We start from the raw sequence: 19511 nt of genomic DNA, 5'->3' as shown, positions 1-19511 counted from the left end.
AAGTATGGCATCTAAAGTTATACATGCATTATATACAGATGATGATGTCCTAATGGACGCAGTAAAGCAGGTTCGTTCTGAGCATTATCATATTGAAGAGGTATATACTCCTTTTCCTGTACACGGTCTAGATAAAGCAATGGGATTGGCTCCAACAAGATTAGCGATTACATCTTTTATGTACGGATGTGTTGGTCTTACGGTTGCAATTACAATGATGAATTATATCATGATTGAAGATTGGCCACAAAATATTGGAGGTAAACCAAGTTTTAGTTACTTAGAAAACATGCCAGCTTTCGTTCCAATCATGTTCGAGCTTACGGTATTCTTTGCTGCGCATTTGATGGTTATTACGTTTTATATGAGAAGTAAACTTTGGCCATTTAAAGAAGCTGAAAATCCTGATGTAAGAACGACAGACGATCACTTTTTGATGGAAGTAGACGCAAGTCATCAAGATGTAGATAAGATGACTAGTTTCTTAAGTAGTACAGGTGCTGTAGAAATTAAAGTAATAGATAAGCAAGAAGATAACCATTAGTTATAATGAAGAATAGTTTAAATATAATAGTAGTCGCGATAATGATGATTAGTATTGTTTCTTGTAAAAAAGATTCAAGACCGAATTATCAGTATATGCCTAATATGTATGAACCTGTAGGTTATGAAACTTATGGTCAATATGAAGTTTTTCCAGGAGGTCAAGAGGCAATGTTACCAGTAGAAGGATCTATTCCTAGAGGTTGGATGCCGTATGATTTTAAGAATGCTCCAGAAGGTTATCAAATGGCAAAGGATTCTTTGAAAAATCCAATACGTTATACTAAAGAAAATGAAGAAGCTGGAAAGGCTTTGTATGATATTTATTGTGCAATATGTCATGGAGCTAAAGGTGATGGAAAAGGAACTTTGGTGAAAAGAGAGAAGATTTTAGGGGTTCCTAGTTATGACGACGCCGGTAGAGCTATTACTGAAGGAAGTATTTACCATGTAATGTATTATGGTATTAATTCAATGGGATCATATGCATCTCAGACTAGTGAGCATGAGCGTTGGCAAATTGTACAGTATGTACAAAAACTGAAGGCAGATTTGGAAGGAAAGCCAGTTCGTATAGATACGGATGTAGTCGCTACAAAGGTTCAGGATATTGCTGAAGAATCAGAAAAACAGAATGACAACGCACACTAGTGCATTTTTAAAAGTTAAGAATAACGATATTATATAAATATGTATACGCTATCAAGTAAATTAAGATTATTTTCTATCATTTTGATGGTTGTTGGATTAGTAGGATTAACAACAGGTTTTTTAAGTACTCCAAACACCGTCGAAGACGTTAAAGAAATGATGGCAGCACACGATGCTCATGGAGGTGGTCATGGTGATACGCACGCAAAAGCTGATGCACATTCATCTGATGGGCATGGAAAAGAAGATGCACATGGAGGTGATTCTCATTATGAGCATGTATTACATCAATTACAAAATAAGCCTTGGGCAGCATTATATGTTGCGGCGTTTTTCTTCTTTATGATTGCATTGGGAGTATTGGCATTTTATGCTATTCAGTTTGCTGCACAAGCAGGTTGGTCTCCAGTGTTATTTAGAGTGATGGAAGCTATTACGGCTTATCTTGTACCAGGTGGAATTATTCTTTTCGTTATTCTGGCTTTATCAGGATTCCATATGAATCATATTTTCCATTGGATGGATACTGATTTGGTAGATCCGGCTAATGAGCATTATGATGCTTTAATTGCAGGTAAAAAAGGTTGGTTGAATGTGCCATTTTTCTTAATTAGAGCTGCATTTTTCTTAGGTGGATGGTTTTTATATCGTCATTTTGCAGTGAAGTATTCTAGAAAGCAAGACGAAGATGCTACAGGTAATAAATGGTATAAGAAAAGTTTTAAAATCTCGGCAGGTTTTCTTGTGTTCTTTATTTACACAGAGTCAATGGCTTCTTGGGATTGGATAATGAGTTTTGATCCACACTGGTTTAGTACCCTATTTGGATGGTATGTATTTGCTGGATTATTTGTTTCTGGAATTACAACAATAGCATTAATTACGATTTATCTTAAATCAAAAGGATATTTAGAGTTTGTAAATAATAGTCATATACATGATTTAGCAAAATTCATGTTCGGAGTTAGTATATTTTGGACATATTTATGGTTCTCTCAGTTTATGTTAATCTGGTATTCTAACATTCCAGAAGAGGTGACTTATTTCATTACACGTATAGAAGATTATAAATTACCATTCTTTGGCATGTTAGCAATGAACTTTATATTCCCGTTATTGGTGTTAATGAATAGTGATTACAAACGTATTAATTGGTTTGTAGTGATGGCAGGTATTATTATACTTTGTGGACACTATATTGACGTATTTAATATGGTAATGCCGGCATCGGTTGGAGCATCTTGGTTTATTGGTATATCAGAAATAAGTGCAGTACTATTGTTTTTAGGATTATTCTTGTTCATAGTATTTAAAGCACTAACCAAAGCACCGTTATTAGCAAAGGGTAACCCTTATATTGAAGAAAGTAAACACTTTCATTATTAAAAATTAGATTGTAAAAAAGAAGATAGATAAAAATGACTGTATTCTTAACCATAGTAATTATAGCACTTATTGGAATCTCCTTATGGCAGATGTCAAAAATATTAAAGTTATCACAAGTTAAAGGTGCTGATAATTCTCAAGTAGCGAATGATAAGGATAATAACCTTCAAGGTAAGTTAATGCTTGCATTTGTGGTGTTTATATATATCTTAACAATCTTTTGTTTCGTAAAATATAATAGTTTTTTCCTTCCTGAATCAGCTTCAGAGCATGGAATTGAATATGATAGATTAATGTTAATTTCCATGGTGTTGATTATGTTTGTACAGATCATCACTCAGGGATTATTGCATTTCTTTTCATATAAGTATAGAGGTAATAAGAACAACAAAGCATTGTTTTTTGCAGATAATGATAAGTTGGAATTCATTTGGACGATCATACCGGTTATCGTATTAGCAGGATTGATTATTTATGGATTATTTACTTGGACCGATATTATGAATATCGATGAGGAAGAAGGAGATCCTTTAATAATTGAGCTTTATGCATATCAGTTTGATTGGAGAGCAAGATATTCAGGAGAAGATAATGTGCTTGGTAAAGCTAATGTTCGTTTTATAGAAGGTGTAAATACTCTTGGACTAGATGTTTCCGATTCATACGGGATGGATGATAAGATAGTTAATGAATTACATCTTCCTGTGAATAGAAAGATAATATTCAAAATGCGTTCTCAAGACGTACTTCATTCAGCATATATGCCATTTTTTAGAGCACAAATGAATGTTGTTCCAGGTATGATTACAGAGTTCTCTTATACTCCAATATTAACTTCTGAAGAAATGCGTAATAGTGAGTTTATGGTAGAAAAAGTTGCTACCATTAACAAGATCAGAAGAGAGAAAAGTAAAAAGCTAGTTGCTGCTGGTGAAGAAGCTTTAGAAAATTATGAATTTGATTACTATTTATTATGTAATAAAATTTGTGGAGCTTCTCATTACAACATGCAAATGAAAATAGTTGTAGAATCTGAGGAAGATTATAACGAGTGGTTAAAGACTCAAAAGACTTTCAAGGAAGAAATATCAGCTCAAGCTAGTAATTAAGAAAGAGAAAAAGAAAAATTAATATATTTTAAAATAATAAGCGTATGTCAGCAATAGCACACGTAGATGATCACGCAGAAGATCACGATCACGGACATCACCATAAAGAAACCTTTATTACTAAATATATTTTTAGTCAAGATCATAAGATGATCTCAAAACAGTATTTGATTACTGGTTTGATTATGGGTATTATTGGTATAGCAATGTCCCTATTGTTTAGAATGCAATTGGCTTGGCCTGATCACAAGTTTACTGTTTTCGAAGTATTGTTAGGTAAATTTGGTGAGGATGGTGTAATGGATCCAAGTATGTATTTGGCATTGGTAACGATCCATGGTACGATAATGGTTTTCTTTGTACTAACCGCTGGTTTAAGTGGTACATTTAGTAACCTTTTAATTCCACTACAAATTGGAGCAAGAGATATGGCCTCAGGATTTCTTAATATGGTTTCCTACTGGTTGTTTTTCTTAAGTAGTGTCATAATGGTATTGTCATTGTTTGCTGAGGCTGGTCCTGCATCTGCTGGTTGGACAATTTATCCACCATTAAGTGCATTGCCACAAGCAATCGGTGGTTCCGCTACAGGTATGACATTATGGTTAGTTTCAATGGCAATATTCATTGCTTCTTCATTATTAGGATCTTTGAATTATGTAGTAACTGTTATCAACCTTCGTACTAAAGGAATGTCAATGACTCGTATGCCTTTAACTATTTGGGCATTCTTTGTAACAGCTATAATTGGTATTGTATCATTCCCAGTATTATTATCTGCTGCATTATTACTAATAATGGATAGAGGTTTTGGAACTTCTTTCTACTTAAGTGATATTTACATTGCTGGTGAAGTATTACATAACCAAGGAGGATCTCCTGTTTTGTTTGAACATTTATTTTGGTTCTTAGGACATCCAGAAGTATATATTGTATTATTACCTGCATTGGGAATTACTTCCGAAATTATTGCAACAAATGCACGTAAACCTATATTTGGATATAGGGCGATGGTTGCTTCTATATTGGCAATTGCTTTCCTATCTACTATTGTTTGGGGTCATCACATGTTTATTTCAGGAATGAACCCATTCTTAGGATCTGTATTTACATTTACAACATTATTAATTGCAATCCCTTCGGCAGTAAAAGCATTTAATTATATAACTACCTTATGGAAAGGTAATCTGCAATTGAATCCTGCAATGTTATTTTCTATAGGATTGGTATCTACGTTTATCACTGGAGGTCTTACAGGAATCATTTTAGGAGATAGTACATTAGATATTAATGTGCATGATACGTATTTTGTGGTAGCACATTTCCACCTTGTAATGGGTATCTCTGCATTATACGGTTTATTTGCTGGAGTATATCATTGGTTCCCTAAGATGTATGGTAAAATGATGAATAAGAATTTAGGATATGTACATTTCTGGGTTACTGCGGTAGGTGCTTATGGAGTATTCTTCCCTATGCATTTTATTGGTATGGCAGGTTTACCTCGTCGTTATTATACGAACAGTTATTTTCCATACTTTGATGACTTAGCTGATACGAATGTTTTAATAACTGTATTTGCTTTAATTACAGCAGCAGCTCAGTTAGTATTCTTGTATAACTTTATACATTCAATTTTCTACGGAAAGAAAGCAACACAGAATCCTTGGAATTCAAATACTATGGAATGGACTACTCCAGTAGAACATATGCATGGTAACTGGCCAGGAGCAATTCCTCATGTTTATAGATGGCCTTATGATTATAGTAAGACTAGAGAAGATGGAGAGTATGTCATACCAGGTCAAGATTGGGTATCTCAAATCACTCCTTTACAGGATGGAGAAGAAGAATTACATCACTAAAAGTGTTTTTAAAATATAATATAAAGCCTTCTTGTTTTACGAGAAGGCTTTTTTTTTCTAGTATATTTGTTACAGCTGTTTAGGAATCAAGCTACGATTTCTAAATGAGGTTAAAATGTATTGTAAGAATGAATGAAAACCTAAATCCATCAAACGAAAATTATTCCAACGAAGATCTAGATATAGAAAGAGCATTACGACCGTTAGCTTTTGAGGATTTTTCAGGACAGGATCAGGTACTAGAAAACCTTGAGATTTTTGTAAAAGCTGCCAATCTTAGAAATGAAGCGCTGGATCATACCTTATTTCATGGCCCTCCAGGTTTAGGAAAAACAACCTTAGCTCATATTCTTGCTAATGAACTTAATGTCGGTATTAAAGTTACTTCAGGTCCTGTGTTAGATAAGCCTGGTGATTTAGCAGGTTTACTTACCAATTTGGATGATAGGGATGTTTTGTTTATAGATGAAATTCATCGCTTGAGTCCAATTGTAGAAGAATATTTGTATTCTGCTATGGAGGATTATAAGATTGACATTATGATTGAAAGTGGTCCTAATGCGCGTACAGTGCAAATTAATTTAAATCCATTTACTTTAGTTGGTGCCACCACAAGATCAGGTCTTTTAACAGCTCCAATGCGTGCACGTTTTGGGATTCAATCTAGATTGCAATATTATACTACTGAATTGTTGGCAACGATAGTAGAAAGAAGCGCACATATTCTCAATGTCCCTATTTCAATGGAAGCTGCCATAGAAATAGCTGGTCGAAGTAGAGGAACGCCAAGAATTGCGAATGCATTGCTTAGAAGAGTACGAGATTTTGCTCAAATAAAAGGAAACGGAAAGATAGATATAGAAATCTCGAAATTTGCATTAAAAGCACTTAATGTAGATGCTCATGGTTTAGATGAAATGGATAATAAGATTCTTACTACCCTAATTGATAAATTTAAAGGTGGTCCGGTGGGTATTACTACCTTAGCAACTGCAGTTAGTGAAAGTGCCGAGACTATTGAGGAAGTTTATGAGCCTTTTTTGATTCAGCAAGGTTTTATTATGAGAACTCCTAGAGGAAGAGAGGTTACAGAAGCAGCTTATAAACACTTAGGACGTATAAAAGGAGGTATTCAAGGTGGTTTGTTTTAATCATATGATAAGATGATGGAAAGTACTTCAATTCCAAAAGTATCTTTTTTTAAAGTACTTAAAAATGCAAAACAGATTCTAAGTAATCCATTACCCTTTCATAGAAGAAATTTTAAAAAATTTGGAAATATTTTTCAAGTTAGTTTGGGATTTGGAAACTCGGTTATATTTACAAGAGACGCCGGTTTTGCAAAACACATGTTGCAGAATCAACATCGTAAATATTATAAATCGCCTCTTCAAACGAAAGATTTAGGTAAATATATAGGAAATGGTCTGTTGACATCTAATGGAGAGCATTGGTTAAAACAGCGCAGATTAATACAGCCGGCTTTTTATAAAAAGAAGATTGATATTATAGCCAAAACAATAAGGCATACCATTAATGAAGAGCTTACGAGAATTGAACCAAATCAAATGATGGATATATATCCTTTAATGAATGATTTGGCCTTTAGGGTAGTTGCAAAATCACTATTTAGTTATACCGATACGGGAAACACAATGGCTAGACTGCAACATATAACCGAAGCGGCTCAGCAATCCTTGATACGGGAAATAAGACAACCTTATAAGCGATGGTGGTTTCATTTGAGCGGACAAATTAAAAGCACTCTTACCTTAACTCAAGAAGCTCGAGATATTCTTAATACTATTATCGAAGATAGACGTAAATCTGAAAAGAACTTTGATGACCTGTTGGATATGTTGTTAAACTCGACATATGAAGATGGTAGTTATATGGATAACGAAAGGTTGATTGATGAAATATTGATATTGTTTGTTGCAGGTCATGAAACTACCTCAAATGCACTTTCATTTTGTTTGAGTTTGTTGGCTTTGCATCCAAATATTCAAGACAAAGTATATAGTGAAATTATTGCTTCAGATGCTGAAGAGTTGTCTTTAATGGAACAGTTTGAGAAAAGTAAATATACCGCTCAGTGTATCGAAGAATCTATGCGATTATATCCTCCTGCATACTTTTCAGATCGTGTAAATATAGAAGATGATCAATATCAAAATATACATCTCCCCAAAGGTACTACGGTGTTAATTTCATTTTTTGAAATACATAGACATAAAGATTTTTGGGAGGATCCTCTAGCTTTTGATCCGGATAGGTTTCATTCTGATAATAAAAAACAGTATTCTGATTGGTACTTCCCTTTTGGAGCAGGACCTAGAATGTGTGTTGGAAGTAATTTTGCAATGTATGAAATGATATATACGGTAAGTGAATTGGTAAAGAAGTATAAAATAACTACTTCTATCTCTGAAATAGAAATAAAACCACTCATTACACTTAAACCAGTAAATGCCATTATAAAATTTGAAGAAAGGTAAGTTTTCTTGAATAATAAAGCTGAATATACTCGATTGATTAAAGAAGAGGCTAAACGTCTAGGGTTTTTATCTTGTGGTATAAGTAAAGCTGAGTTTTTGGAACAGGAAGCTCCTAGATTGGAGAAATGGTTAAATCAAAATATGCATGGTAAGATGTCGTATATGGAAAATCATTTCGATAAACGACTTGATCCAACAATATTAGTTCCGGACTCTAAGAGTGTGATATCATTATTATTGAATTATTTTCCTTCAGAAATACAAAAAGATCCTGAAGCTCCTAAGATTTCTAAGTATGCATATGGTCAGGATTATCATCATGTAATTAAAAAGAAGTTAAAAGAACTTCAAGGATTTATTTCCGAACATATAGGAGAAGTTCATGGAAGAGCTTTTGTAGATTCCGCACCTGTATTAGATAAAGCTTGGGCTGCAAAAAGTGGTTTAGGATGGATTGGTAAGAATAGTAATCTGCTTACTCAAAAGGTAGGCTCTTTCTATTTTATTGCAGAACTGATTATAGACTTAGAATTAGAGTATGATACACCAGTAACAGACCATTGCGGAACTTGTACAGCTTGTATAGATGCTTGCCCTACACAGGCAATTGTAGATCCTTATGTAGTCGATGGGAGTAAATGTATCTCATATTTTACAATTGAATTAAAAGAAGAAATTCCATCTGATTTTAAAGGCAAGTTTGATGATTGGATGTTTGGTTGCGATGTATGTCAGGATGTATGTCCTTGGAATCGTTTTTCTAAATCGCACAGTGAACCTCTTTTTAACCCCAAACCAGAATTACTGGATATGACTAAAAAAGACTGGGAAGAAATAACACAAGAGGTGTTTTCAAAAGTGTTTCAAAAATCTGCAGTAAAGAGGACTAAATTTTCTGGTCTCAAAAGGAATATTCGGTTTTTGAAGAAGTAAAAACATCGTTTCCACCAAAATACCATATTTTAGTACATTTAAAATCATTTTTTTACCATAAAAAAAATATGCGAAAACCTCATTCGATATTTTTAATAGCCTTAGCCTTTCTATACTATGCCTGTAATAGGACAAGTTCAGAGCGGGATATTTTGAGTAAGATTGCAGATATTGATAATTTACATAGTTTGGCAAAGAGCACAGTAAACGACTCTACGTTGGTGTATATTGCAGCTGCTAGATATCTTATTGATAATGATAAAAGTTTACCGGACACCCTTCTTATAGAAAATCTGTTTAGAAAAGGGTATTATTATAAAAAAGTCGAGCAGTTTGACTCTGCGATGTTTTATTTTCATAAAACTATTGATTTGGTGAACGGTCCAAATACCAGAAAAAGAAACCTTGCCTATTTCTGGAATGCGTGGGAAACCGATGAACAAAACAATAACTTAGCTAATGGTATTAGTGTAGCGCAAAAATTTATTGAGATTTCCAATAATAAAGAATATATATCGGATTTAGTCAATGCATACAATTTTTTGGAAAGAGCTAACCTAAAATTGGGAGATATTGAAAAATCATTGTTTTATAATTCAAAAACATTAGAAGCAGCAAAACAATCTTCAAATGTTGATATGTATGTGATTACAGGCAGTTCAAAGGCAACTAAACTATATCGTAATGCGAACAAAAAAAAGCAAGCATTCTCTTTGTTGGATAGTCTAGGTGCGATAAAATGTGGTAAGGATGCCAGAAGACAATTGTATAGAACATATGGTCGCTTACAATTTTATGAACAAAATTATACGGAGGCACTAAAATATTATAAAATGGTACTCGAGCTTGCTAAAGAAATTAAAAAGCGTCAAAACAATAATATACTAGAATCATATAATAACATCACCAACATATACTTGTCAATTGAAGAATACGATATTGCAGGAAAATATCTGGATTCTACCAAAGCAATGATAACTTCTATTTCGGAGGCGCGCCATATTGCTAGTTATCGTAAGTATCGTTTTAGGCATAATTATAGAACAAAGCAGAATGAGGATGAACTAATAGATGAGTATAATAATTTAATAGAAGAAAATAATAGAGAACATCAAAAAAAGATTGATGAAGAGCTATTTGCATTACAATCTGCTAATGAAAAGGAAAAAATAGCTATAAAAGCCAAAAATGACTCTGAACTTAAAAATGTTAAGCTCCTTGGGTTGTTAATTTTTTCTGGTCTATTGTTGTTGATTGGGTATTTATATTATAGACAAAGACGCTACAGGTTCCAAAAACAAGAAATCCAGATGCAACAGCGTTTGTTGCGCGCACAGATGAACCCTCATTTTACATTCAATACCTTATCAGTTATTCAAAACCAAATAGAAAATAATAAAGAAGGAGCTACAGATTATTTACTTCGCTTTTCTAGATTGTTACGTTTGATTTTGGAAAACTCTTTGCATAATTATGTTCAAGTAGAAAATGAATTAGAGTTGTTACGCAAGTATATGGATCTACAGTTATTGCGCTTTCCAGATAAGTTTGATTACAATATCTGTTTAGAAAGTTTTGAAGAAGACGATCTGTTGTTTATTCCACCTATGTTAATTCAACCTTTTGTAGAAAATAGTATTGAGCACGGATTTTTAGGATTGCAATATAAGGGACAGATAAATATTACTTTGCGACTTCAGAATAAATATCTTCATTGCATTATTGAAGATAATGGAATAGGTCTTGATGTATCTAATAAAGAGTATAAAAACTCTGTGTCTATGAGGTTGATTTCAAAATTTGTAATAAAAGCTACAAAACAAAGGATTCGAATTGTGGATAAAAATAATAAAGAAGCTAATAAATCAGGGGTATTAGTGGAGTTTTTAATCCCGTATAAATTTTCTGAAGATGATTAAAGCAATAGTAGTAGATGACGAAGCTTATATTAGAAATAAGATAAAAGCTAATGTTGAACAATATTTTAGTGATGATATAAAGATTGTTGATGAGGCTGAAAGTGTAGCTAGTGCAATCAAAAAAATAAAGGAAAAAAAACCAGACTTGCTTTTTTTGGATATTCAACTCACCGATGGGACAAGTTTTGACCTGCTAGAACAAATAAAAAATAAAAATTTTGACATCATATTTGTAACAGGTTTTGATGAACATGCCATAAAAGCGATTAAAGTGGGCGCATTGGATTATGTTTTAAAACCAATAGATAGTATTGAATTTAAAGAAGCTGTGTTAAAAGCTATAGGAAATTCGAACAAAGAAAACGATATAGAAAAATTAGTTGAGATATCTAAAGAATATTTTCAAGGAGTTAAAAAGAAGCGTATTATTTTAAAAACCTTGGATAATGTGTATGTGGTATACGAAGATGATGTTTTGTATTGTAAGTCAGAAGGCAATTATACTACATTTTATACAAAAAAAACAAATAATATAGTGGTTTCAAAACCTATCAAAAAAGTGATTGATTTATTATCAGAAGATATTTTTATCAGGTGTCATCAATCGTATATTGTCAATAAAAATTATGTTTCCCGTTACAATAAGCAGGGAGTACTGATTATAGAACCGAATATAAAAGTTCCTGTATCGAGCAGACGTAAAGAGTATGTTATTGGAAAAATTTTTTAAGTAACAAATTTGAAATCATTCTTTACTAATATGAATTAGGTGGATTCGAATATGAAATAGCAATTTTAGACACAAATAATTTACTAAATTTAAAAAATTGGAAAACACTAAATATTATGAAATTATTAATGAGATTTTTTTTAATATTCCTGTTTCTTGGTTTTTATTCTTGTGATAAAGAAGCTGTATCTGACGATGGTATTTTTGAGAACAATAAAAGTTTTCAACAACAAGGAACCTTCAATGAAATAGAATATCGACGGGAAACAAGAATGCAATGGGCTTCTTTTTTAATTGCACAAACGTTATTGAGACACCCTGAGGCAGAAGAAATTTTTATAAATACGTTAACTAATAGTTCAAAGACTAACGTTATTGCTTTAAGTGATTTGTTGGGAGGAAATTTTATTAATAATACTGCTTTTGTAGACGCGTTTAAATCAGAGTTTTTGTATTACTATAGTAATATATGTAGGCTTAATGATGATGATCCAGATGGTGTACCAACAAATTCTAATAAACCACCTCCTCATACTATGATGGAAATAGAAGATGTATACGTGTGGTCGCTTCTAAATGATCCTGAAGAATTCGAATTTGAGTTATATCTACCTAATGGATATACTAGAAGTACTACTGGTAATCAAATCACCTCATCAGCATATTCCTTGGGGATATCAGTAGAAGATGCACAGGGATATATCCATATAGATCGCTGTGATGCACATAGTGTTAATGTAACTCCTACCCATAGAGGAAACCTTATTATTTTGAAGTACTAGGATTAAAAATCATTATTATTATAAAGCCTTAAGAAACACTCTTAAGGCTTTATGCTTTTGTAAATACATAGGAGAGAATGATTACAAATTTGAAATAGTTCATAGCACTTATGAAATAGCTATTGCGAACTTTTTTGATTACTCCCAAATTTAACCAAGTAATAAGGCTGTTGTAGTCTTAAACTAAAGGTTAGTAGTCATGAAAGAACAATTGCATACCATTCTCAAAAAGTTAATCGTAAAGAATAATATTCGTGTTAATAAAGAAGAGTTACAACTTCAGTTATCTAGTCACCCATCGTATCCCAGTTTACACGCATTGACAGGTGTATTAGATCATTTTAATATCCCAAATCTGGCATTACGGGTATCAGTAAACTCAGAGATGTTAAAAAAATTACCACCTTATTTTATCGCAAATCTGGTGGTGGATACTGTTGAGGATTTGGTGTTGGTTGAAAAGAAAAAAGGAAAAATTAAAATAACCACTACCGCTAATCATACTGAATTGGTTAAAGAAGAAGAATTCTTATCTCGTTGGAATGGAATTATACTCGCTATAGAAAAATCTCACCATATAAAAGAGGTTGAAAAGAGTTGGTATGATAACGCTATATTTAATTGGATTTCTTCGGTAATAGTAGGATTGTGTATTACTTATTTTTTGGTTGTACAAGCTGATTTTTTTGCCCAAGTTCACTTTATACTTAGTTGTGTTGGTTTAATTATAAGTGTATTTGTTGTTAAACATGAGTTAGGATTACAATCTAGTGCTACAAATCAGTTTTGTAACCTCACAGAAAAAACCAGTTGTGATGCGGTTTTGCGTTCTAAAGGATCAACTATTTTTAAGATTTTTAAACTAAGTGATATTAGCTTGACAGTTTTTGCTATCTATTGTTTGTCCTGGATACTATTTTTTATAGGCGAAGCCAACGGTTCGGCAATCATATCAATGTTTACTGTATTAGCCATTCCCTTTTCCTTGTATTCACTATACTATCAATATAGTGTTATTAAAAAGTGGTGTCCTTTATGTCTGGGTATAGTAGCGGTTTTAATGTTTCAGTTTGGAACCTTAATAGTAAATGATTTTTTCACATTAATTTCAGCTTTTAGTAATAAAGGAATCCTACTTTTTATTTTGAGTATAGTAACGACAATAAGTATTTGGAACGTTCTAAAATCATTAATAAAGAAGAAAGAATCTTTTCAAAAAACAACGGTTGATCATTATACCTTTAAACGTAAGTTTTCCATATTTAAATCACTCTATGAAGAGAGTGATACCTTGCTAGAAAGCAATCACTTTTCGGAAGAATTAGTGTTTGGTAATAAAAATGCAACAGTAGAATTGGTCTTAGTCACAAGCCCATTATGCTTTTTTTGTAAAAAAGCACATAGTGATATCGAGTATTTGCTGGATAAATTAAAAAATAAGATCAAAGTTATTATACGCTTTAATGTGGATATAACGAATAAAGATGCGCTACTATATCGATTAGCTACGAGATTACATACAATCTATAACATTGAGGGAGAACATAATGCGCTCAAGGCATTGCACGAAGTGTATCAAGAAGATATCAATCTACAAAAATGGTTGGATAATCAGAATACTGAGAATATTAGATCCTTTGATAGGTTGTTGTCAAATCAGCATCAATGGTGCCAAATCAATGCCATTAACTTTACACCAGCTTTATACCAAAATAACATGCTGTTTCCTCAAGAATATGATCGAACAGATCTTATCTACTTCATTGATGATTTTATAGCATCAATGCAGGTTCAAAGTGTTGCCTTAGTATCCTAATGATAACATTTCTATGCCATATAAGACATAAAAGTGAACGTCTCTAAAACTCACTATAACTTAAATTTTAAATACATTAAATATGGAAAAATTAAAAAAGCTCGGAAATGTTTTACTTAAACAAGAGCAACGATTTATTAACGGGGGTCAATCAAAATTCAGTTGTAATTTCTTCGCTAGATGTTTAACAACATTTGATTGTAATAACAATATCCCTGGTTGTAATTATACATGTGATACCGGATATTTTGGATTTGGAAAAGCAGGGGTTTGTATCGCTATTTAAACAACATAAAGTAATTCATAATTATAATACTAATATAAAATTTTAAACATGAACAATTTATTAAGTCTAAAAGGATCAGAAAAATTAAGTAAACAAGAACAAGTGTCTATCAGTGGAGGAAGAGGTAGTCATAGACGTTGTGGTAATTCAGTACCTCAGATAGCAGTTTGTGTGAGTAATCATGAATGTCCAACAGGAACTATTTGTTGTCCAAATGGAAATTGTTCTGCAGCATAGGTTTTAATATCAATGATTTAACAAAATCAGAATATAAAATTTTTAAACGATGAAAAATTTATTAAAGCTAGAAGGTGCTATACAGGTGAGCAAAAAAGAACTGCAATCCATTAAAGGGCAAGGTGTCCAGCAACTTAAAAGTTGTATTAACGGAGCGCTTTGTAGAGGTGACCTCCAATGCTGTAATGTGGGCAATGGAATATTTCGTTGCGTAGATCCAAACGGACCACTAGGAACAAACTGTTTTGTTATTGACGGGTAGAATAATTTATTCCTCAACAATTCAATTACATTTTTTTAATTAATTATTTAAAAATTATAACATGTTAAATAACATTTTAAGAGCAGAAGGTGCTCAACAACTTAGTAAAAAAGAACAATTGTCTATTAACGGGGGTGCAAGAAAGATTTGCCTTTATAAGCCAAAACGTTGTCAAAACCATTGTTGTCCTACTGGATACTGTTGTGGGTCAGATCCATTTAATTGCGTATTAGCAGAGGATGACTTGTCAAATTGTAGGTAATCAAAAGATAAAATCAATTTTTCGGAATAACGAATAAAAATATAACAACATGAAAAAATTACTTATTTTAAAAGGCGCCAAAAGATTAAACAAAGTAGAGCAACAATCCATTAAAGGAGGAGTGTTTGCTTCTGGAATGTTTTGTTGTGAATGGTGTAGAGATGGTACATGTAATGGTTGGGTGGATAGTATTCATACACCTTGTCCTATTGCTAATACTTGTGATTGATAAAAATCCACTTTATTAGATATAAACCAGGAGCAATCCTGGTTTTTTGTTTTTTATTTACGGATAACGGAAGTAAGGGATTATAATATTGAAAGGATTTTTTTCATGAAAAATTCATAATACAAACGGTTGTATATATCGTTTTAACTGTTTTTGGTGCTAAAAACCTAATAATTTTATAAGAAACTTGTATCTTCATCAGGGTTTATCTAAAAATAATAAGATTTTAGCATTCTAAGTCATTAAGAATAGATATCTAATAGACTAGAAGTAATAAAAGGCATTAAACATTTCACACATGAATGAATTATCTTATATCGATATTACGGTAATCGTAGTATATCTCATTGGAATTATTATTTATGGGATTTCAAAATCAAAACGAGGAAGCTCTGAAGACTATTTTTTAGGAGGTAGAACGATGACTTGGCCAATAGTGGGAATCGCTTTGTTTTCTGCAAATATTTCCAGTTCTACCCTAGTAGGGCTAGCATCAGATGCATATCAAACGAATATTAATGTATATAACTATGAATGGTATGCAGTAGTAGTGCTGATCTTTTTTGCGATATTCTTTTTACCATTTTACCTAAGATCCGGAGTGTATACCATGCCCGAATTTTTAGAACGGCGTTATGATAAAAGATCAAGATATTATTTTTCCTTAATAACTGTAGTTGGTAATGTTATGGTGGATACTGCTGCGGGTTTATATGTTGGTAGTATTGTTCTCAAACTATTATTCCCAGACACTTCTTCTACCATCATAATTATCGGATTGGCAATTGCAGCAGCAGCCTATACAATTCCTGGAGGATTGAATTCTGTAATACAAACAGAGGTAATACAAGCAATTTTACTAATTATAGGGTCTTGTTTGCTTACCTATTTTGCTTTTGATCAATTAGGAGGCGGTTGGTCTGGAATGATGGCAAAATTAGATACGATGTTATCCGCTGGAGAAGTGAATTTTGGAAATCGATTGGAAGAAGGAAAATATATTCCCTCCAATGCTGATGAAGTTTTTAGTTTAGTTCGACCAGATAACGATGAGTTTATGCCTTGGTGGGGATTACTCACAGGTGTGCCACTACTTGGTTTCTATTTTTGGGCAAATAATCAATTTATGGTGCAACGGGTGCTTGGTGCTAAGGATCTTAATCACGGACGCTGGGGAGCTTTATTTGCAGGACTACTAAAATTACCTGTGATCTTTATTATGATTGTTCCAGGAGTCCTGGCGTTGTTGCTATTTAGTACATTGGATATCTCTGGTCTGAATTATCCTCTAGCAGATGGCAGTATGTGTAAGAACCTTTCTGATTGTCCTAATTTAACCTATCCAGTTTTATTATTTCAGTTACTACCAGTAGGGGTTTTGGGATTAGTTGTAGCGGGATTAATGGCTGCAATGATGTCATCGGTTTCAGCAACATTTAATTCAGCATCGACATTAATAACAATGGATTTTGTGAAGCAATTAAAACCAAATATGACAAGTAAACAACTAGTAAGAGCAGGACAGGTTGCTACGTTGATTTTAGTGGTTTTGGCCTCACTATGGGTACCAGTTATAGAGAGAGTAAGTGATTCTCTTTGGGGATATCTACAATTAGTAATCGCGTTTACTTGCCCACCTGTGGTTGCTGCGTTTTTATTAGGAATGTTTTGGAAAAGAGCAAATGGTAACGGTGCTTTTGTTAGTTTATTGGTTGGTGGTGCTTTTGCATTGTTTATGATTTTATCAATGAAATATGAGATTGTTCCTGAGCTTAATGAGTTACATTTTTTAGCAAAAGCAAATACACTTTTTGTAATTAGTTTAATTGTACACATTATAGTAAGTTTGATTACAAAGCCACAATCCGCTGAACAAATTGAAGAATATACATATAAGAAGGAAATGTTTAGTCAAGAGTCTAAAGAACTTGTTGGATTGCCATGGTATAAAAATTATAGAATATTATCTGTAATTCTTTTAGTAGTAACGATTATTGTAGTTGGTTTTTTCTGGTAATGTAAACAAAAAGTAATTATGTCAAAGTTTGGAATAAAATATTGTGTCTTTCTTTTGGTTTCAGTGATTTTAGTAAACTGTAAGAATGAACAAAAGAAAGAGTATTTAGGTCATGAAGTACTATTGAATCAACTTATTTCACAGGAAGATACGGATGGAGATAAAAAAATCACTGTAGACGATAAAGGGGCTAAAAAGTTTGAGTTTATAAATGCTAATGGAGAAACCACCTTGATCGAAGGTACTTATCATTTGTCTAATTTGCTTCAAGAATTGGCGATCGCTGATAAGAATGATACGATATCTTTAGAACGAATCACGGAGTCGCCTAGTAACCGAATTTCAAGATTGATCAAAACTCGTTATTGGGACAATCTTACAAGATCAGTAGATAAAAAAGGATTAGCAATTGTACTAGAAGATACAAAATCAGAAACCGATACTTTTAGATTGTATGTGCCATTTAATGACAAAGAAGCAATTGCATATTTTGAGACTATAAAGTCAGAAATACCTAAGTTAAAGGTGATCACATTGCCAGAAGAAATAACACCAGCATATGTAAAAACTCTAAATAACGTTCCAGGGATTCTTAATCTAGATCATACTATAGATGAGAAAGGGAATTATATAGCAAAGCCATTTGTAGTTCCTGGAGGAAGGTTTAATGAGATGTATGGTTGGGATAGTTATTTTGAATCCATAGGTCTTTTGATAGACGGTCGTCCGGATTTGGCCATGTCAATGGCAGATAACTTTGGATATCAAATAGAACATTATGGAAAAATTCTTAATGCTAATAGAAGTTATTACCTTACTAGAACACAACCGCCTTTTTTTAGTTCTTTGGTAAGAGAAATATACCAACAAGATCCTAAGGTGTCCAGAGATTGGTTGTCAGATAATCTAAAGATGGTTATCAAAGAGTATGAAACTATTTGGATGGAAAAAGGAATTCGGTTAACCGAAACTGGTTTAAGTCGTTTTTATGGAGAAGGTATTGGAATTCCTCCAGAAACTGAAGAAGGTCATTTTGATTTTATATTAAACAAGTTTGCCAAAAAATATAAACTCTCCCTAAAGGATTTTACTGAGAAGTATGATTCTGGAGAAATCAAAGATCAAGAGCTCGATTTGTATTTTACACATGACCGTTCTATGCGTGAAAGTGGGCATGATACCTCAAATCGATTAGATGATGTTTGTGTTCATTTAAATACTGTAGGTATCAATAGCCTGTTATATAAGTATGAGAAAGACATTGCATATTTAATCAAAGAAGTATTTGCAGATAAGTTTACCATAAATGATAAAGAATATACATCTACTGATTGGTTTGCTAAAGCTGAAGAAAGAAAGAAGTTGATAAATGATTTGTTATGGGATAAAGAAAAACAAGCCTATTATGATTATAATTTTGTTGCCAAAACCAAACAAAAAATTGAATCAGCTACAAATTATTATCCACTTTGGGCAGGATTATGTTCTAAAGAACAAGCTGATTCATTAGTGAAAAATTTGTTTGATAATTTGGTTCAAAAAGGAGGAGTAGCTGCCACTACAGATATAGCAAATAAAGAAGATCCGAATGCCCCACAACGTCAGTGGGATTATCCAAATGGTTGGGCGCCTCATCAAATGATGATATGGAGAGGATTGATAAATTATGGTTATCAGGAAGAAGCACAGCAATTGGTTTATCGATGGTTATGGATGATTACTAAAAATGCGGTAAATTATAATGGAACTATTCCAGAAAAATATGATGTGATCAATTGTACGCATAAAGTATATGCAGAGTATGGTAATGTGGGTACTGAATTTGACTATATAACTCCTAGCGGTTTTGGATGGATGAATGCTTCGTATCAACTAGGATTGAGTATATTAAATGAAAAACTAAAATCACAATTAGATCAGTTGGTAGATCCTGATGAAATATTCAAAAAAAGCAACTTATAATTGATTAATTCGTAATTAATTTCA

At 32.7% G+C, this 19511-nt stretch carries 16 protein-coding genes; all 16 read left to right on the top strand.

From position 1 onward, the window contains the following. Positions 1 to 4: 4 nt before the first annotated feature. The 16 genes from GBO31_RS04140 (at position 5) to GBO31_RS04065 (ending at position 19487) form a co-directional block, all read left to right on the top strand. Entirely contained in the window at positions 5 to 544 is a 540-nt protein-coding gene (locus GBO31_RS04140; RefSeq protein ID WP_219007056.1) for a DUF3341 domain-containing protein, read from the top strand. Between the two features lie 5 nt (positions 545 to 549). After that, positions 550 to 1194: a c-type cytochrome gene (locus tag GBO31_RS04135; RefSeq protein WP_219007055.1), complete on the top strand. Its 645-nt coding sequence runs from the start codon at positions 550 to 552 to the stop codon at positions 1192 to 1194. Positions 1195 to 1233: 39 nt separating this feature from the next. Further along, the gene (locus GBO31_RS04130; RefSeq protein WP_219007054.1) at positions 1234 to 2580 is read left to right on the top strand and encodes a quinol:cytochrome C oxidoreductase; all 1347 of its coding nucleotides are present in this window, start codon (positions 1234 to 1236) and stop codon (positions 2578 to 2580) included. Positions 2581 to 2612: 32 nt separating this feature from the next. Further along, positions 2613 to 3689 (top strand): cytochrome c oxidase subunit II, encoded by a 1077-nt coding sequence (locus tag GBO31_RS04125; protein WP_219007053.1) that lies wholly within the window; start codon positions 2613 to 2615, stop codon positions 3687 to 3689. A gap of 44 nt (positions 3690 to 3733) precedes the next feature. Then, complete coding sequence (locus GBO31_RS04120) at positions 3734 to 5554, top strand: cytochrome c oxidase subunit I (RefSeq protein WP_219007052.1); 1821 nt, start codon at positions 3734 to 3736, stop codon at positions 5552 to 5554. Positions 5555 to 5682: 128 nt separating this feature from the next. After that, positions 5683 to 6705: a Holliday junction branch migration DNA helicase RuvB gene (gene ruvB, locus GBO31_RS04115; RefSeq protein WP_219007051.1), complete on the top strand. Its 1023-nt coding sequence runs from the start codon at positions 5683 to 5685 to the stop codon at positions 6703 to 6705. Positions 6706 to 6717: 12 nt separating this feature from the next. Next, positions 6718 to 8052, top strand: coding sequence for a cytochrome P450 (locus GBO31_RS04110; RefSeq protein ID WP_343211286.1), 1335 nt, complete (start codon positions 6718 to 6720; stop codon positions 8050 to 8052). Positions 8053 to 8058: 6 nt separating this feature from the next. Beyond that, positions 8059 to 8985 (top strand): tRNA epoxyqueuosine(34) reductase QueG, encoded by a 927-nt coding sequence (gene queG / locus GBO31_RS04105; protein ID WP_219007050.1) that lies wholly within the window; start codon positions 8059 to 8061, stop codon positions 8983 to 8985. Between the two features lie 68 nt (positions 8986 to 9053). Beyond that, positions 9054 to 10904: a histidine kinase gene (locus tag GBO31_RS04100; protein WP_219007049.1), complete on the top strand. Its 1851-nt coding sequence runs from the start codon at positions 9054 to 9056 to the stop codon at positions 10902 to 10904. Next, positions 10897 to 11634 (top strand): LytR/AlgR family response regulator transcription factor, encoded by a 738-nt coding sequence (locus GBO31_RS04095; protein WP_219007048.1) that lies wholly within the window; start codon positions 10897 to 10899, stop codon positions 11632 to 11634. The genes GBO31_RS04100 and GBO31_RS04095 overlap by 8 nt, the downstream gene beginning before the upstream one ends. Positions 11635 to 11762: 128 nt before the next feature. Beyond that, on the top strand, positions 11763 to 12416 hold the full coding sequence (locus GBO31_RS04090) for a hypothetical protein (RefSeq protein ID WP_219007047.1): 654 nt from the start codon (positions 11763 to 11765) through the stop codon (positions 12414 to 12416). A gap of 199 nt (positions 12417 to 12615) precedes the next feature. Continuing rightward, positions 12616 to 14232 carry a vitamin K epoxide reductase family protein gene (locus tag GBO31_RS04085; RefSeq protein WP_219007046.1) on the top strand — a complete coding sequence of 539 codons (1617 nt, stop codon included), beginning with the start codon at positions 12616 to 12618 and terminating at the stop codon, positions 14230 to 14232. Positions 14233 to 14566: 334 nt separating this feature from the next. Further along, positions 14567 to 14755, top strand: coding sequence for a hypothetical protein (locus GBO31_RS04080; protein WP_219007045.1), 189 nt, complete (start codon positions 14567 to 14569; stop codon positions 14753 to 14755). Between the two features lie 573 nt (positions 14756 to 15328). Continuing rightward, a complete protein-coding gene (locus GBO31_RS04075) occupies positions 15329 to 15508 on the top strand; it encodes a hypothetical protein (RefSeq protein WP_219007044.1) in 180 nt (59 codons plus the stop codon). A 298-nt stretch (positions 15509 to 15806) separates the two neighbouring features. Next, positions 15807 to 17525 carry a sodium:solute symporter gene (locus GBO31_RS04070; RefSeq protein WP_219007043.1) on the top strand — a complete coding sequence of 573 codons (1719 nt, stop codon included), beginning with the start codon at positions 15807 to 15809 and terminating at the stop codon, positions 17523 to 17525. A gap of 18 nt (positions 17526 to 17543) precedes the next feature. Continuing rightward, complete coding sequence (locus GBO31_RS04065) at positions 17544 to 19487, top strand: trehalase family glycosidase (protein WP_219007042.1); 1944 nt, start codon at positions 17544 to 17546, stop codon at positions 19485 to 19487. Positions 19488 to 19511: the final 24 nt, after the last annotated feature.

Origin of the sequence: Aquimarina litoralis (assembly GCF_019295435.1) — a bacterium.
In the GTDB taxonomy this organism is placed as follows: Bacteria; Bacteroidota; Bacteroidia; order Flavobacteriales; family Flavobacteriaceae; genus Aquimarina; species Aquimarina litoralis_A.
The sequence above is the reverse complement of the archived record's forward strand: the minus strand, read 5'-3'. Positions and strand labels throughout refer to the sequence as shown.

Bases quoted from the DNA above. Each gene is read 5' to 3' on its own strand.
- GBO31_RS04140 (WP_219007056.1), top strand. From the start codon at position 5: ATGGCATCTAAAGTTATACATGCATTATATACAGATGATGATGTCCTA.
- GBO31_RS04135 (WP_219007055.1), top strand. From the start codon at position 550: ATGAAGAATAGTTTAAATATAATAGTAGTCGCGATAATGATGATTAGT.
- GBO31_RS04130 (WP_219007054.1), top strand. From the start codon at position 1,234: ATGTATACGCTATCAAGTAAATTAAGATTATTTTCTATCATTTTGATG.
- GBO31_RS04125 (WP_219007053.1), top strand. From the start codon at position 2,613: ATGACTGTATTCTTAACCATAGTAATTATAGCACTTATTGGAATCTCC.
- GBO31_RS04120 (WP_219007052.1), top strand. From the start codon at position 3,734: ATGTCAGCAATAGCACACGTAGATGATCACGCAGAAGATCACGATCAC.
- ruvB (WP_219007051.1), top strand. From the start codon at position 5,683: ATGAATGAAAACCTAAATCCATCAAACGAAAATTATTCCAACGAAGAT.
- GBO31_RS04110 (WP_343211286.1), top strand. From the start codon at position 6,718: ATGATGGAAAGTACTTCAATTCCAAAAGTATCTTTTTTTAAAGTACTT.
- GBO31_RS04100 (WP_219007049.1), top strand. From the start codon at position 9,054: ATGCGAAAACCTCATTCGATATTTTTAATAGCCTTAGCCTTTCTATAC.
- GBO31_RS04095 (WP_219007048.1), top strand. From the start codon at position 10,897: ATGATTAAAGCAATAGTAGTAGATGACGAAGCTTATATTAGAAATAAG.
- GBO31_RS04090 (WP_219007047.1), top strand. From the start codon at position 11,763: ATGAGATTTTTTTTAATATTCCTGTTTCTTGGTTTTTATTCTTGTGAT.
- GBO31_RS04085 (WP_219007046.1), top strand. From the start codon at position 12,616: ATGAAAGAACAATTGCATACCATTCTCAAAAAGTTAATCGTAAAGAAT.
- GBO31_RS04080 (WP_219007045.1), top strand. From the start codon at position 14,567: ATGAACAATTTATTAAGTCTAAAAGGATCAGAAAAATTAAGTAAACAA.
- GBO31_RS04075 (WP_219007044.1), top strand. From the start codon at position 15,329: ATGAAAAAATTACTTATTTTAAAAGGCGCCAAAAGATTAAACAAAGTA.
- GBO31_RS04070 (WP_219007043.1), top strand. From the start codon at position 15,807: ATGAATGAATTATCTTATATCGATATTACGGTAATCGTAGTATATCTC.
- GBO31_RS04065 (WP_219007042.1), top strand. From the start codon at position 17,544: ATGTCAAAGTTTGGAATAAAATATTGTGTCTTTCTTTTGGTTTCAGTG.